This window comes from Micromonospora sp. S4605, from assembly GCF_003176715.1.
Taxonomy (GTDB): domain Bacteria; phylum Actinomycetota; class Actinomycetes; order Mycobacteriales; family Micromonosporaceae; genus Micromonospora; species Micromonospora echinaurantiaca.
Genome location: NZ_QGSW01000215.1, coordinates 50,189 through 65,159, shown reverse-complemented (window position 1 = coordinate 65,159; position 14,971 = coordinate 50,189). Strand labels below are relative to the sequence as shown.

The following is a 14,971-nucleotide window of genomic DNA, read 5'->3' as shown; positions in this document are numbered from 1 at the left end:
GTCGGCGGCCAGGGCCAGCGCGGCCCAGATCAGAGCGTTGCGGCGGGTGTAGGCGGCAGTGATCTCCGGAGTGTCCGGGCCGGTGTGTCCGAGCCGGGACGGGTCGACCGCGGCGATGTCTACCAGGAGGCGAGCCAGGCGGGCGTCCACGGTCGCGGCGACGTCGGCGGTGAAGGTCGTCTCGGTGCTCATCAGGGCCGCCTTCGGTGGTCGGGGATGATCGGGGTAAGGGGGGCCGGGCCCATTGCAGGTGGTCCCGGCCCGCCCGCGCGGTGGTGCCGGTCAGCAGTAGTCGTGGCGGCGGCGCTGGGGCAATTGGGTCCAGGCGGTCGCGGATGCGAACTGGACGCCGCCGCCGTGGGAGAGCAGGTGGCCGATCGCGGTGAGGACCAGGCCCCGGTTGGTGGTGTCCAAGCTCGTGGTGTCCAGGTGCAGCCGAAGCGGCATGTCTCCGCCAATGGAGGCGGCGACGCGCAGGATCGTCATCTCCGACTCGGAGCCGTCCAGCGGCGCGCGGCCGGTGCTGCCGGCGGTCTCGCCCACGGCCCACCAGTTGACGCGGGTGACCATGTCGCCGTTCGCGGTCCACTTGGCGTCGAGGTAGTCCATGCGCAGCGTCTCGTCGTACAGCCACGTCTCGTGGCGGACGAGCAGCTCCACCGCGGCGGTCTCGCGCCAGTCGTTCGCGGCACCGGCGCGCAGCAGCGCAGCGAACTGCTCGCCGTTGAGGTCAATGAGGATCTTCCGCGCTTCCTCCCGCTGATGGGCGAAGGCGCCGTCTCCGGCCGAGGTGGTGTCGTCGGTGACGCCGGTGTCGCCGCAGGCGCATTCCCACGTCAACTTGAACGGACCGTCGTCGACCTGGGTGTAGTGCGAGGGGATCGTGAGCAAGGTGGTCATCCGGTGCCCTTCCTGTAGCTGCCGGCCGACGAAACTGCGGCCAGTCGAGGGGAGGTCGCGGGGCGGAGAGTAGCGAGAGGCTGTGATGTATTTCTGTCCCGATAAGATCACCTATGGAGGCATCACCAGCCGGTCATGAACCGGGTCGCGATTCCGGGGAATCGGCGGGGTCAGAATGGCGGGTGGTCGTCCGCCTCGACGGCCGGCGGCGGGGCCAGTCGCAGCAGAGCCTCGCCGAGGGTGTCGCCGACGCCGACCGCGACGACGGTGTCGCGGTTGTCGTAGGCGTTGGCGGCGTAGAACCAGTCCTCCGGCTCCTCGACGACATGGCCGTCGTGGCCGACGCGGCCGGGCCGGCCGGGCTCGAAGACCAACTCGATGCGGTGACCGTCTCGTAGTGGTCGGGGTCGTGCGGGAACACGACCCCGACCGCGAACAGTGGGATCATGGTGTCCTTCCGGGCGTCGGGGCGCGGTGCCGGCCGGCCGCGTCGTCGCTCATCCAGTTTTTGTCGCCGGCGTCCGGCGCGGCGGCGTATGCCTCGGCGACGGCCGTGTGATTCGTGAGGACCTCGTGGGCGCTGGCGAGCGCGCCCGCCATCACCGAGGCTTGGTCCAAGGCCGCACTCAGGTGCCCGATCGCGTCGGCACCGACCTGGCGGCGGCCCATGGTGGCGATGGCGCTTTGCAGGCTGGCGGCGGTGTCCGCGGCGGCCACGCTCATCGCCGCGGTGTAGGCCAGGGCGGCGGCGTGCGATCCCACCTCCCCGGCAGCCGCCAGCGCTGTCCTTTCGGTGCCGGCGGGGGGCGTGGTGTTGGCGTCGCTCCGGGCGGTCCAGCCGCGCCGTTCGGGCCGGTCGACGAGCAGCACGTGGGCGTCCCGGTCGCGCGGGATGGTGACGGTCTTCTGCTCGCCTTCGTGGCTGCGGATGGTGATGGCGTCCCCGTCGCGGCTGAGGACCGTCAACGCTCTGCCTCGCGGCGGTCGGGTGTGCCAGCTGTGGTCCCAGCCGGCCAGACGACCGTCCGGGCCGGTCGACCACGTCGACCCGATCGCCGGTTGGACCCATGTGTCGCCGGGCGCGAGGTCGAGCATGGGTATCTCGCGTAACTGCTCCCAGCCGATGCCGTGGTCGCTCATGTCAGCACTCCCCGGTCAGGTCGGCCACGTACTCGAGTACCGCGTTGCCGTCGGCGCGGGCGGTCCAGCCGTGGCACGGCACGCCGGCGTCGGCCAGCACTCCGGTGGCCCACTGGCACGCCTGGTCGACGTCGGCGGCGCCGAGGCCGTCGTGGCCGGCATGGGGCGTGTCGTCGGCCAGCAGCAGCCAGGCGTCGTCGACCGTGTCGTGCAGCAATCGCCACTCCCCCACCGACCCGGCCTCCGCCACGGCGGCAGGGTCTCCGGCGTGCACGGCGATACGGGCCGGCTGGCCGGGCATGAGCTGCCCGTCGGTCCAGCCGGTGACCTCGATGCCGTGCCGGTCGGCGAGCACCTCGGCCGCCCACGCCTGGGCGGCGTCGACGTCGCTGAGGTCGTTTAGGTGCTCGGCGTACGCGGCTGGCTCGTCGACATCCAGGTCGTAGAACAGCAGCCAACAGCAGGCACCCTCATCGTCGAAGACCAGCGACACCCGCTCCGGACCGGCCGGCTCGTCGGGTGCGGCCTCCTCGGTCTGCGGCGGGTCGATGGCGTCCAGGCGGGCCTGCTCCCATTCGCTCGGGGTGTAGCCGGCCTCGTCTACCAGGCGGCGCAGCCACGCCGCGTCGCCCTGGTTCCAGGAGCGGTGAGTGGTGCGGGCCTGGACCTCGCGGCGAGCGATGCCGAGGGCGTGTGCGGCGTGCACTCGGGTGGGCCAGTCGGCGCGGCGGATCTGCTCCCACCACTGGTAGTTCGGCAGACTCGGGTCTGGGCCGACGCCGGCGGCGAGAAGCCACTTGTGGGCGAGCTGGGCGCACTCGTTGCCGGGTGCCCAGAGCCAAGCGTCGATGATGTCCTCCGCCGCCTTCGGCAGTTTCGGTGCCCGGGCGGCCAGCACTGCGGCGGCCTCGAACCGGGCGGTCATCGCCTTGCGGCGTTCTCGCTCGTCGGTGATCCTCTGCTGCTCGGCCGGTGTGCGGTTGTCGGCGGCCTTCGGCTTGCCCGCGGTCGAGTAGTAGCTGACCTGTCCGTAGGTGTTGACCTCGGCGACCAGCGCGCCGTCCTTGCGGGCCTTGGCAACGGCTTTGGCGCCGTCGAGCCGGCGTTGCCAGTACCGGTCGCCGAACTGCTGCATCGCGCTGTCGATGACCGGGACGCCCTCGGCGGCCAGCTTCTTCTTCGCCGCGTCGACGGCTTCCTGCCGCTGTCGGTCCTGGCGTACCTGGTTGACCAGTTGCGCGGGAGTCCAGTGGTGCCGCCGGTCCTCACGCAGCCGGTACGCGGCCAGGATCAGCTCCTGGTCGCCGCCGGTGGCGTCCACGAACGCCAGGGCGTCCTTGATCTGCAGGGCCGGCCTCTCCTTGCCGTCCTGCTGTTCCTGGTCGTCGCCGGCACCCTGGCCGGTCTCCAACTCGGCCAGCAACGCTTCGGGCAGCCTGAGCAGCTTCAACCGCTTGGAGACGTGCGACTGCGAACAGCCGACCCGGTCGGCGATGTCCCTCTGCTTGCGGCCGGCGGCTTCCTGCTGGGCGAACGCGCGGGCCTCTTCCACCGGGCTCAGCGGTGCCCGGGCCACGTTCTCGGCGGTCATCACGTCCAGCTGCGCCAGCGGGTCGTCGGCGATCGCGTCTTCGCGCACCAGCACGTTCAGCGTGGCGTCCGGGTCGTCACCGTAGACGCGTCCGGCCGCCGTGCGCCGGCGGGCGCCCACCAGCACCACCCACTGCGCGTCGGCGAGCGTGTCGGCGTGGGCGGGCCAGGCGGCGGCCACCCGGGCTGCGGGCAGCACCACCGGCGGCTGGATCACGCCTACCTCACGGATCGACGCTTCCAGTTCCGACAGGTCGCCCAGGTTCTTGCGCGGGTTCGCCGGGTGGGTCACGACGCTTGAGAGGCGGGCGGCTTCAGGTCGCATTGGCGCGACCGCTGCAGCTCTTGATTCTCGGGAATCGCCCGTCTCGTCGCTGGCCTCCGAAAGCACAGTTGTCACGGTCAAATCCCCTCTCCTGGTGCCGTCGATACCGTGCGCGTGCCAGTGACAGTGGGTCTCCTCTGAGCCTTCCTCGCCAGGTCGGTCAGTCCCGGCCACCGCACGCGTGCGGCCTGCCGGGTCATTCCTGCCGCGTCACCGATTGCTGGATACATCGCACCGTTGCTCGCGGCGCTGATCGCCGCCACGGTCGCCAACTCGTCTGCCGCTGCTCGTATTGCCATCAAGGCGGCAAGTTCTCGCAGGCAACGGTCCTGCTCTGTCGCAGCCACACTGTCGCCTGCGATGAGATGCACGACGCGGGACGCGACATCGGAAACGAGGTCGCGGACCACACTTTGGTCGATGTCTGTCACGGGCGCGCGTACACCCTCGTTGTCGCTGTCTTGCACGCCAGCGTTCACGCTGTCGTGCACATCGTCTCCTGCACTGTCGTTGACAGCATCGTTTGTCATACGGTCCACTCTGGTTCTGACAACATCTCTTGTCAAGTGATGTGCGTTGTTGTGTGCTCTATAGCGCGCTCTATCGCGAGCGGTGTTGTGGACGAGTTGGCACGTAGGTGGTGGCGCTCTCTGACTCGCGATCGTGCTGGTAATCGGCGGTGTGATCTACGGCGCGGGGGAGCGCGCGGCGTATGGCGCGATGGGGCTCGTAGGTGGTAGGCACACGGCCACAGACGCGATCCCTGCGGGGAAGAGAGAAGGCAGACCGATGACGTTCGGGCAAGTGGGCCTCGACCCAGACCTCGCGGCGGCGATGGAGCTGTCGCGCCAGCTACGGCCGTCGTTGGGCCGCGTCCTCGCGGTGCTCAACGGCAAGGGCGGCCAGGGCAAGACCTCGGTGACCGCCAACCTGGGAGGTCTGCTGGCGCTGGCGGCCGAGCAGGCCGGCTCGCCGCGGCGCGTGCTCCTGGTCGACTGCGACCCGCAGGGGAACCTCGGCCTGGACCTCGGCTACCTCAAGCCCGAGGACGTGCCGGTCGACGGACGGCTTCCCGAGGGGGTGCAGGTCGGCGACGACGGCAAGGGCCTTATGACGGCCCTGCAGTCGGGATCGGTGCCGCACCGGTTGCGCGACGTGCGCCCCTGGCTGGACGTCATCCCCGGCGGATCGGCCCTAGACGAGGTCAACGGCATGATGTTCGGCAAGACCGCGCGCGGCCACACCCACCGGGCTCGTCTGGCTCTGGCGGAGGTCCTGGCGACGATCGCCGACGAGTACGACTGGATCCTCATCGACTGCCCACCGCGCGAGATCAACCTGCAGGACTTGGTCCTGGTCGCCAGCAGAGCGGCGCTGGTGCCGGTGAGCTTCGACCAGGCCAGCCGGCAGGGTCTGTCCGGTGTCGCCGAACGGTTCAGCCGGGCCATGACGATCAACGAGGACCTGGAGTTGCTCGGCGTGGCCATGTTCGGGTTCCAGTACCGCGTCAACCGCAAGGGCGACGAGGTGGGACAGCGGCGCGAGGTCCGCCGGGAGCTGGAGGCGGACCTGCAGGCCGCCGGCACCGATGCGGTCGTGTTCGACTCCGTGATCCGCTACATGCCGTCGGTCGCCAAGGCGTGCCGCGACCGGGGTCAGCTCGTGCACGAGCTGGAGCAGGTCGAGGGCCCGAAGTGGTGGGAGGTGCGGGCCGGCACGGCGAAGGGCAGGCCGGTGCCCAGCACCGAGGCCGGAAAGGTCGCCCAGGAGTACGAGGACCTCGCCGGCGAGGTCTTCACCCGATTCAGCCAGTTGGAGCGGTGAGCGACGTGAGCGAGCAGGACAGCTCCGACGCCTACACCCCGCCACCGCCGAAGCTCAAGGGCTTCGGCCGCGGCTCGTCTCTGACCGGTCTGGTCGGCGCTGATCGAACGTCGGCGGTATCCGCCCTGACCACGCCGCCGGCCCACACGCGAACCGCTGATGACACGGAATCGGAGCCGGTCGGGGGAGCGGTCGCCGGTCGCGCCGAGAGCACACCTGCGGCGGCCGAGGAGGCACCCACGCCGGCGCGGACCGAGACCGTTGCCGCTCAGACGGCGTCATCGGCGGCCGGAGTGTCGACGAATCGCGCCCAGCCCGCCAACGGTCTACCGGATCTGTCGGTCGACCTGGATGATCCCGCCGCGCTGGTCGTCAGTCCCACGGTGCTCAGTGTTCCGGCGCCTCTCATGGCCCGCTTCGAGCGCGCCCGGCGCAGCTCGACGAGCAACACCGAACTGGTTCTCGACGCCCTGCGCGCCCACCTGGCCAATCTGCCCCGGCTGGTCGCGGAGGCTCGCCGGCCGGCCGCCACTGCCGTCGGCGAGCCGTTTCCGTGGCGCGGCTCGGCGCAGCGGCGCGTGGCCACGAAAGTGCGCCGCGTCCAGTTGCCGATCCGCCCTCTGGCCGGAGAGCTCCAGGTCATCGACACCCTGGTCGGGTGGGTCCAGGAGCAGATCGGCGCGGGCCCCCGGTCGCTGGGTGGTCGCGTCACCCGGTCTGAGGTGGTCGCGGCGGCCTTGAACGCTCACCTTCCCGCCGACCGGCCGCGTGGTCGTCGACCACGGTCCTGACTAGCGGAGCCCCGGAGGGGTCAGGCTCGACCTGACCCCTCCGGGGCGCTTCCCGCTACTTCTTGCCAGCGCGGAGCTGGTCGAGCTGGGCTTGCAGCCGTTCGGCGTGAGCCTCGGCGCGCTCGGCCCTGGTTGTCGCAGCGCTGGCGGTGGCCTCCTGCCGGCCGGCCTCAGCACGGGCAACCTGGGCGTCCTGCTCGGCCTGGCGGACCTCGGCGTGAAGCTGGTCGACCTGGCGGCGGGTGTCGGCCAGCGCGGCGCGTTCGGCGCGGAGGTCGGCCTCGGCCTGCCGGCGTGCCGTCTCGGCCTCGGTCAGGGCGGCGCGGGTGGCGTCCCGGTCGGCGGTGATGGCGGCGAGCTGCTCGCGCACGTCGGTCAGCTCGGCACGCGCCGCGTTCCGCTCGGCGGCAGCGGTCTGCGCGGCGTGCTCGGCAGCGGTGGCGCGGGCGGTGGTCGCGGCGAGCTGCTCGCGGATGGTGGCGAGCTGGGCGGTGAGGTCGTCGCGGGCGCGGCCGGCGTCGGCGAGCGCGGTGTCGAGACGGGTGACGTCGGTCCGGGCGGCGTCGCGTTCGGCGGTGACGGTGGCGATCGTGGCCTCGGCCCGGTCGGCGCGCTGCTCGGCGGCGGCGCGGGCCTTGTCGGTCTTGCGGGTCTCGGTCTGGGCGTCCTTGAGTTCGCCGCGCAGGGTCTTGACCTGCTCGGCCAGCTCGGCGGCGCGGGCCTCGGCCGCCTCCCGGCGCTGGATTTCGGTGATGACGGCCTGGGCGCGTTCGCCGGCGGCGGCCTCGGCGCGGCCCTGGGCCTCGCGGGCGTCGGCGACCTGCCTCCAGGCGTCGCGCTGGACCCGGTCGGCCTCGTTCTCGGCGTCGCGGGCCCGCCGCTCCGCGACCCGCTGGGCCTCCTTCGCGGCCGCGGTCTCGGCGCGGGCGCCGCGGGCGTCCCGCACGGCCTGGTCGCGCTCGTGCTCGGCCGTCTGGGCCCGCTCGACGGCCGTCACGGCGGCGGCCTCGGCCTCCTCGATCCGGGCGACGGCGGAGCCGTCCACGGCGCGCATCGCCTCCACCACGGCGGCCAGCTCGCCGGATAGGGCCTGCACGGCCGGCAGCACCCGGGCCGTCGCGTCCCGGTACGCGGTCAGCGGCACGTCCAAGCCGGCGGCCAGCTCGGCGGCACGCTCGTCGGCGGCGAGCTGCTTGCAGGTCTTCCCGCCGGGCCAGCGCCGGTCCGGGCAGTACTCGGGCGGGCGGCCCCGGCCGCTGTAGGCCAGCTCAGCGCGGCACGCGCTGTACCGGCAGCGCAGCGCCGGCCCCGTCCCCGGGTCGGTGATCGTCTCCGTCATGCCCCCATTCTACCCTATTTTTACTTACACACAATGCAAAACACTTACTGCTTTATCGTAAGTCTTAACTGTTCGATCTTGAATAAGCAAGATCGCAAAAACGACCCCCTGAGATCGCCGTAGACGCGATTTCAGTGGGATGCCGGTACTGAGGTACGCGGGAGGGTGCCGGTTAGGGGCGGCCAAGGCCGGGCGGAAGCCCTGCGCCGGGCTGGGCGACTTCGGGCCAGTCGCATTCGGCGGCGGCAGAGATGGCGCGGGCGGTGGCGTGGTCGCCTCGGGCGGCGGCCCGGGCGGCGGCGAGGGCGGCGCGGCGGGCGGATCCGCAGCCGGCGCGTTCGGCTCGCGCGGCCTGGTCGCGGTCGTCTCGGTCGGCGCGGGCGGCGTCCTGGTGCTCGCGCTGAGCAGTGGCCTGCACGGCGACCAGCGCGCGGCGGTGCTCGGTGTGGCGGCGGGCCGGGTACGGCGGGGAGGCCGGTCCGGCGAAGGCGTCTTCGAGCACGGCGCGTAGGTAGGCGACCGGGTCGCGGGGCGCGGCCAGCAGGGACCGGGCGCGGGAGCGGTGGACCCAGTCGTCCAGGGCCTCGGCGGTCCACTCGTCACTGAGGGCTGCGCCGAGGGTGGCGGCGACTCGGGGCAGGGGAGCGGGGCGTAGCCACGTCCACCGGGCCTGAACGGCTCGTGCGAGTGCGTACGCCCATCCGGCCCACTTCGGAGTCCGGCGTGGCGCTCGTGGCGCGTCACACGCCCTCTGAGGCGGCCTAGGATGCCCTAGGAGTGGTGAGCTGGCACCTTCGTGATTCGCCGCCCCGCTCCTCATTGGTGAGCGCGAAGCGCCGTCTCTCCTCCGGCGCGTGCGCCGGCCCACGCGATCTCGGTGAACGATCGGCGGCGGACAACCAAAACCCCGAGACCAGCAGGAGTAAACACTCATACCTATCGACGCTACGCGGGGGTGGCAGATATTCAGGGCATGGCCGGCGAGATGTTCGGCGTCGGCCAGGGCGGTGTCGCGGGCCCGGGCGGCGGCCTGGCGCAGCTGGGCGCACCGCGCCATGGCGGCCATGTCCATCGTGGCGCCGGTGCGGGCGTGCAGCGCGTCGACGTTGTCCTGGGCGGCCTGCAGCAGCTCCACGGCGTGCTGGAGCAGCTCGTCGAGCACGAGCAGGGCCACCGGCAGGTAGCCGGCGCGGGCGGCGGCGCGGTCCCGGCCACCGAGGTGCGCGAGGTCGAACTCAGCCCGGTCGTAGGAGCGGCCCAGGGCGGTGCGCTCGTCCAGGGTGAGCTTGCGGCCCTGCACGGTGCGGACCATCCACTCCAGGGCCTCGGCGCGGGCCCAGCAGTTGGTGACCGTGCGGGGCGCGCAGCCGGCCAGCTCGGCGGTACGCATCCGGCCGGGGCGGGTGATCCGGGCGGCGGCATCGACTGCGAGCACTCCGGCGACCCGGGCGAGGACCGAGGGGCGGCCTCGTTTGCTGGCGCGCGCGGCGGCGTCGCGGTGCAGCAGGTCGGCCAGCAGCTCCACGGCCCGCCCGCGCCGGCCGCCGGCGGCGAACGCCTCGATCGTGGTGTTCAGCCGCTGCACCCAGGCGGTCAGCTCGGCCACCCGGGCCTCGGCCTCGGTGCACTCGGCGAGCTGCGCGAACCGCATCTCGACGGCGGCGGCCTCGGCGGCCTGCTCCGCGGCGAACTCGGCGCGGGCGGCGGCCAGCCACGAGTACCCGCACAGCCAGCACGCCGGCGACGGCTCCAGCGCCCCGCACGCCGCGCACGCCTGGTCGACGTCGTCGACCATCTCTTCCAGGGCGGCGGCGCGCAGCTCGGCCGCCGCCCGGCGCTGCTCCCGCTCAGTGCGGCTACGCCAGCACGGAATGCAGAGCGGGTCCGAGCCCTCGCCATCGCGGGGCAGGCCCTGCGTGTCCCGGCCAGCGGCGGCGCAGGACACGCACGGCTCCTGCACACCGGTGGGGTAGATCGGCCGGCGACGGGCACCGGCCGGCGCGACAAGGCGGGTCTGACCGGTGCGGGTCGTCTCCACCAGCAGCAGCGGCCGGGCCAGGTGCACCGAGCACCGGTCACGGCCCGGAGCGGCGAGCACGGCCCGGCCGACCGCGGCGCAGACCGGGCAGTGTCCGGCGGCGACCACCCGGTCCGAGGCCAGCGCATTGCGGTGCGGTGCCGTGATCATCGCGGCACCGTCGCAGACCGGACGGGCTTACGTCCCGAGCCAAGATCATCCGCAGCAATTGCGGCGGCAAAGGGGGATGGGACTGGGCGCGAACAGGCATCGCCGCGACACGCGGATAAGGTGTCGAGAGACAAGAGTGCACCCAGCCCGGAGGTGGGTGCTATGGTGTCCTCCGAGCTTGTTGGAGCCTCAGACCCTGGTATCCGCCGCCAAGCAAACACAGGGTGTGGGGCTCTCTTGCTGTCTGCAGTTAGGGGTTGAGCGCGGGCGCTCCCTCTCAAGATCAAATCAGGCGTATGACCCGTGGATCTTACGGTGAGTTTCGCGTCGGTAGGGGTACCAACACGCTCGGGATCATCTTGTCCTGTGTGGACTCCTACCCAATTTGCATACATATCGGGATGAGCCGGGCACCCTTGCGCAGCAAGGCTTTTCGGTCGCGAGCATGGTGACGGGCGGCCCGGCATGCTGGGCCGCACGTACGCGGCGTGGGGGAGGGTCACGCGGGCAGGTGGATGGTGTCGCAGTACAGGGCGGTGCCGTCGCCGTCGTGGACGTACAGCTCCCCGAACCGGTCGTCCGGGCCCTCGACGGCGGCGAGCAGCTTCTGCGCCTGGTCGGCGGCGGCGTCGGCGTCGCGGGCGGTGAAGTAGACGATCGTTGCGGGGTTGTCGACGTCGGGGTCGGTGACGACGTCGAGGCGGTACTCGTCGCTGGTGCCGACGACGAAGGTCTCGAACGGGCGGCGGCGGGTCACTGGGTCACCGCCTGCGGATCGTGGGGTGCGTAGCCGGTGGTGAAGGGCCCGTCGGCGTACGAGACGGTCCAGCGCAGCCGGCGGCTGGTGAGCCAGGAGCCGGCGCGGCCGGCGAGGTCGCGGTGCCAGCGGCGGATGCCCGGGTCGCCACCGCCGTCGCTGGTGAAGGCCAGCAGGGCGTAGCCGCCGGGGATGCCGGCGTCGGGCTCGCCGGGGTGCCGGCGGCCGTCGACGGGGAAGTGCACGCTGGCGAGGGCGGGCATGCCCTGCTCGGGCAGGGTCTGCAGCATGTGGACGCGCCCGTGGTCGACCAGGTGCCAGCGGCCGTCAAGCGGCAGGCCGAGCACGGTGCGGGCGGCAGCGAACAGCTCGTAGGCGTCGACGCGGTCCTGCACGACGATCGTGGTGGTCACCATGCCGATCACCGGCCCCAGATCGCCAGGGCGGCGGTGACGGCCGCGCCGGCGTACCCGGCGAGCAGCAGCGGCACGGCGCGGGCGATGGCCCGGTACTTGGCGCGTACGGCGCGGGAGAGCGACCACAGCTCCCGGGCCCGGGTCAGCGGGGTCATCTGCGCGACGTGCTCGGCGTCGCCTTCGGCGAGGCGGGTCAGCACGGTCTGCGGGTCGTCGGCGTCGGCGTAGGCCATGAAGCCGTAGCCGCCGGCCAGGCGGGGCCGGGAGGCCAGCAGCAGCAGGACCACGGCGGCGAGGACCACCGCGGCGGTGACCGCGCCGGCGAGCACCGCGGTAGCGGGCAGGTGGCCGCCGGCTCCGGCGCCGCCGAGCACGGCCAGGCCGGCGCCGAGCAGCACCCCGGCCATCTGCAGGTAGCCCGACGCCTTGGGGTCGACGCGCAGCATCTCGGCGCGGACGGTGGCGATCTCGGCGTCCAGGGCGGCGGTGACGGTGCCCCGCCCGCAGGCCGAGGCGTGGGCGCCGGCGCGGGCGAGGATCTCCAGCTCCGAGAAGTCGCGGTCGGTGGTGCCGCAGCCGGTGCACCGGGAGGTGCTGTCGGTGAGGCTGGTGGAGATCTCCACGAGCACGGCGTGGGCGCCGGCGGTGGGGATCTGGAAGTGGCGACGGTGGCCGCGCGGGTCGTAGGTGCTGGCGTACGGGGCGCCGAGCTGGGCCGAGTTCGCGGAATCAGGCACCATGGGTGGTGCTCCTCTCATCTGATGCGGATGGACAGGGGTGTGGCGGGCGGCCCCGGCGTTGGAAGGCAGGGGGCCGCCCGCGCCGCGTTAGCGGCCGGTGCGCGGGAAGGGCACCACGTTGGTGGGGTGTTCGCCGCCAGCCGGCGGCGTGCCGCCCAGGGCGGCGAGCAGGTCGGGCAGTTCGTCGGGGCGCAGCAGGACCTCGCGGGCCTTGGATCCCTCGGCCGGACCGACCACGCGCAGCTGGTGCAGGGCGTCCATGAGGCGGCCTGCCTTGGCGAACCCGACGCGCAGCTTGCGCTGCAGCATCGAGGTGGAGCCGAACTGGCTGGTGACGATCAGCTCGGCCGCCTCGCGCAGCAGCTCCCGGTCGGCGTCGTCCAGGTCGGCCGCGCCGCCGTCGACGGCGGCCGCGGTGACGCTGGCGGCCGGGCCGGCGGTGACCGTGGGGTCGTAGGCGGGGGCAGCCTGGCGACGCCAGTGCTCCACGACGGCGCTCACTTCGGCGTCGGACACCCACGCGCCCTGGATCCGCGCCGGCCGGTCAGCGCCCATGGGCAGGAACAGCCCGTCGCCCTTGCCGAGCAGCTTCTCCGCGCCGGGCTCGTCGAGGATCACCCGCGAGTCGGTCAGCGAGCTGGTGGCGAAGGCGAGCCGGGACGGCACGTTGGCCTTGATCAGCCCGGTCACCACGTCCACGCTGGGACGCTGGGTGGCCAGCACGAGGTGGATGCCAGCGGCCCGGGCGAGCTGGGTGATCCGCACGATCGAGTCCTCGACGTCGCGGGGGGCGACCATCATCAGGTCGGCCAGCTCGTCGACCACGACCACCAGGTACGGGTACGGCTTCAACCTGCGCTCGCTGCCGGCCGGGGCGGTGATCTCACCGGTGCGAACCTTACGGTTGAAGTCGTCGACGTGGCGTACCCCGTGGGCGGCCAGGTCGTCGTAGCGCATGTCCATCTCCCGCACGACCCACTCCAGGGCGTCGGCGGCCTTACGCGCGTTGGTGACGACCGGGGTGACCAGGTGAGGCACGCCCTCGTAGGCGGTCAGCTCGACCCGCTTGGGGTCGATCAGCAGCAGCCGCACCTCGTCCGGGGTGGCGCGGGTCAGCAGCGACACGAGCAGGGTGTTCAGGCAGCCCGACTTGCCCGAGCCGGTGGCTCCACCGATCAGCACGTGGGGCAGGGCGGCGAGGTTGGCGGTGATCGCCTTGCCGTCGATGTCCTTGCCCAGGGCCACGAGCAGCCGGTGCTGGTCGCGGGCGGCACGGGAGCGGATGACGTCGCCCAGGGTCACCGTCTCGCGGTGCTCGTTGGGCACCTCCACGCCGATGGCGCTCTTGCCCGGGATGGTGCCGAGCATCCGGACGTTATCGGTGCCCAGGGCGTAGCCGAAGGTCTTGGCCAGGCCGGTGATCCGCTCGACCTTCACGCCGGGACCGATGCTGATCTCGTGGCGGGTGACGGCGGGACCGCGCCGGTGGCCGCTGACGCGGGCGTCGAGCTTGAAGTCGGTCAACACGCCCTGCAGGGCCTTGGCCGCCGCGGCCGTGGTGGCCGCGTGGTCCTTGGGCCGCACACCGGCGGCGAGCAGGTCCAGCGGCGGCAGCTGGTACCGCGACCCGGTGCCGGCCGCCGACGGTGCCTCGGCCGGCCGGGTGGCCGCCGAGGTAGGCGCGGCGGGAGAGACCGGCCGCACGGCCTGCGCGGTCCGGACGGCCACTGGCGCGGGCGCCGGGTCGACGACCTCCCCCTCGATGGCCTCGCCGACGTCGACCTTGAGGTCGTCGGCGTCGGCGATCAGGTCGTCGGGGTCGACGTCGGGGTCGTCGTCGGCGTGGCGGGTCAGAGTGGGCCGGCGGGCGCCGGCCGGGGCGAGGCCGACGATGCGGGTGCGCAGCGTGTGCCTGGTGACGCCAGCGGCGAGCAGCAGCCCGCCGACCGCGGCGGCCAGCAGCAGCGGCACCGCGGCCCAGCCGGTGATCCCGGCGGCCAGAAGCCGCCCGGCGACGCGGCCGAGCAGCCCACCGGCCTCGCCGAGCGCGGCGTCGGGGATGCGGGCGGACACGGCCAGGTCGAGCAGGCCGGTCACACCGACGGCGGCCAGCAGGCCACCGCCGACTCCTCGGCGCAGCCGGTCCCCGCGCGGGTGCCGGAACGCCAGCACCGCGAGCACCGCGAGCAGGGCCGGCATCACCCAGGTGGCCAGGCCGACAAACAGCGCGCACAGGTCGGCCAGCACGCCGGGCACCGCGCCGGCCCACCCGCCGGGCCGCCACCACGCCCCGATCCCGAGCCCGACGGCGGTGACCGTCAGGGCCAGGCCGGTGCCGTCGCGGTAGCCGGACGGGGCGTCGACGGCCGGCTCGGCCACGCGGCGTACCAGCCAGCCGGCCCCGCCGGCGGCGCCCATCCAGCTGATCGCGGTGGCCTTGCCGGTGGCCTTCATGACGTTGGTCTTCTTCCGCCGGGCGGGCCGGCGGGCCGGGCGGCGGGTGCTGGTGGTGCGCCGGGCTCCGGCGCGGGTGGCGGTCACCGGGCCACCTCGGCGGCGGCGAGCCACCACTGGCCGTGGGTGACGGTGCGAGACACCAGGCTGGCCAGCCGGTCCCCGGGGTTGCGTCCGCGGCGCAGCTGGTGGTGCTCGATCTGAATCGTGTTCTCGGCCGAGACGCGGTTGGTGCTGGGCTCGATGGTGAAGGTGCCGTCGGGCCAGTCGTAGCGGACCGCGTACTCATCCCCGGGGCTCTCGGAGCGCCACGGCCCGAAGGTGACCTCCCGGTAGACCAGGTGGGCGCTGTCAGGCCGGGCACCGTTGTGCGACCGCACCGCGTTGTCGGCGGCGGTCTGGCTGGGGGAGGGCTCGCAGGTGCTCGCCCCGGACGGCAGGGTGATCAGCGCACCCCACTGCAGGGCGCTGGTGGTCTCGCCGGTCATGGTCAAGTCCTCTCGGGTG

At 72.9% G+C, this 14,971-nt stretch carries 15 protein-coding genes; 2 read left to right on the top strand and 13 right to left on the bottom strand.

The window, feature by feature from the left end:
- From DLJ47_RS18185 to DLJ47_RS35405, 6 genes are all read right to left on the bottom strand, one after another.
- Positions 1-192, bottom strand: a 192-nt coding sequence (locus DLJ47_RS18185) for a hypothetical protein (protein WP_146228125.1), incomplete at its 3' end; no start/stop codon positions are given.
- 90 nt (positions 193-282) lie between these two features.
- Positions 283-900: a hypothetical protein gene (locus DLJ47_RS18180; protein ID WP_109901144.1), complete on the bottom strand. Its 618-nt coding sequence runs from the start codon at positions 898-900 to the stop codon at positions 283-285.
- Between the two features lie 170 nt (positions 901-1,070).
- Positions 1,071-1,274 carry a hypothetical protein gene (locus DLJ47_RS18175; RefSeq protein WP_109901143.1) on the bottom strand — a complete coding sequence of 68 codons (204 nt, stop codon included), beginning with the start codon at positions 1,272-1,274 and terminating at the stop codon, positions 1,071-1,073.
- 70 nt (positions 1,275-1,344) lie between these two features.
- Positions 1,345-2,040 carry a hypothetical protein gene (locus DLJ47_RS18170; RefSeq protein ID WP_109901142.1) on the bottom strand — a complete coding sequence of 232 codons (696 nt, stop codon included), beginning with the start codon at positions 2,038-2,040 and terminating at the stop codon, positions 1,345-1,347.
- A gap of 1 nt (position 2,041) precedes the next feature.
- Positions 2,042-3,955, bottom strand: a complete 1,914-nt coding sequence (locus DLJ47_RS18165; RefSeq protein WP_109901141.1) for a ParB/RepB/Spo0J family partition protein — start codon at positions 3,953-3,955, stop codon at positions 2,042-2,044.
- A gap of 77 nt (positions 3,956-4,032) precedes the next feature.
- The gene (locus tag DLJ47_RS35405) at positions 4,033-4,485 is read right to left on the bottom strand and encodes a hypothetical protein (protein ID WP_146228124.1); all 453 of its coding nucleotides are present in this window, start codon (positions 4,483-4,485) and stop codon (positions 4,033-4,035) included.
- 304 nt (positions 4,486-4,789) lie between these two features.
- Between DLJ47_RS35405 and DLJ47_RS18160 the strand changes: the two genes are divergently transcribed.
- Both DLJ47_RS18160 and DLJ47_RS18155 read left to right on the top strand, forming a co-directional pair.
- Positions 4,790-5,779 (top strand): ParA family protein, encoded by a 990-nt coding sequence (locus DLJ47_RS18160; RefSeq protein WP_446723578.1) that lies wholly within the window; start codon positions 4,790-4,792, stop codon positions 5,777-5,779.
- 5 nt (positions 5,780-5,784) lie between these two features.
- Positions 5,785-6,570, top strand: a complete 786-nt coding sequence (locus DLJ47_RS18155; protein ID WP_109901159.1) for a hypothetical protein — start codon at positions 5,785-5,787, stop codon at positions 6,568-6,570.
- 55 nt (positions 6,571-6,625) lie between these two features.
- On the opposite strand, the gene DLJ47_RS18150 is transcribed toward DLJ47_RS18155, so the two are convergent.
- The 7 genes from DLJ47_RS18150 to DLJ47_RS18120 all read right to left on the bottom strand — a co-directional run bounded on the left by DLJ47_RS18150 (position 6,626) and on the right by DLJ47_RS18120 (position 14,952).
- On the bottom strand, positions 6,626-7,909 hold the full coding sequence (locus DLJ47_RS18150) for a hypothetical protein (RefSeq protein ID WP_109901139.1): 1,284 nt from the start codon (positions 7,907-7,909) through the stop codon (positions 6,626-6,628).
- A gap of 172 nt (positions 7,910-8,081) precedes the next feature.
- Complete coding sequence (locus DLJ47_RS18145) at positions 8,082-10,097, bottom strand: hypothetical protein (protein WP_233257881.1); 2,016 nt, start codon at positions 10,095-10,097, stop codon at positions 8,082-8,084.
- Between the two features lie 499 nt (positions 10,098-10,596).
- Positions 10,597-10,854 (bottom strand): hypothetical protein, encoded by a 258-nt coding sequence (locus DLJ47_RS18140; protein ID WP_109901138.1) that lies wholly within the window; start codon positions 10,852-10,854, stop codon positions 10,597-10,599.
- Positions 10,851-11,270, bottom strand: a complete 420-nt coding sequence (locus DLJ47_RS18135; protein ID WP_146228123.1) for a hypothetical protein — start codon at positions 11,268-11,270, stop codon at positions 10,851-10,853. The genes DLJ47_RS18140 and DLJ47_RS18135 overlap by 4 nt, the downstream gene beginning before the upstream one ends.
- A 5-nt stretch (positions 11,271-11,275) precedes the next feature.
- Positions 11,276-12,010: a Pycsar system effector family protein gene (locus DLJ47_RS18130; protein ID WP_109901136.1), complete on the bottom strand. Its 735-nt coding sequence runs from the start codon at positions 12,008-12,010 to the stop codon at positions 11,276-11,278.
- Positions 12,011-12,097: 87 nt separating this feature from the next.
- On the bottom strand, positions 12,098-14,551 hold the full coding sequence (locus DLJ47_RS18125) for a DNA translocase FtsK 4TM domain-containing protein (protein ID WP_446723577.1): 2,454 nt from the start codon (positions 14,549-14,551) through the stop codon (positions 12,098-12,100).
- Positions 14,548-14,952, bottom strand: a complete 405-nt coding sequence (locus DLJ47_RS18120) for a hypothetical protein (RefSeq protein ID WP_109901135.1) — start codon at positions 14,950-14,952, stop codon at positions 14,548-14,550. The genes DLJ47_RS18125 and DLJ47_RS18120 overlap by 4 nt, the downstream gene beginning before the upstream one ends.
- Positions 14,953-14,971: the final 19 nt, after the last annotated feature.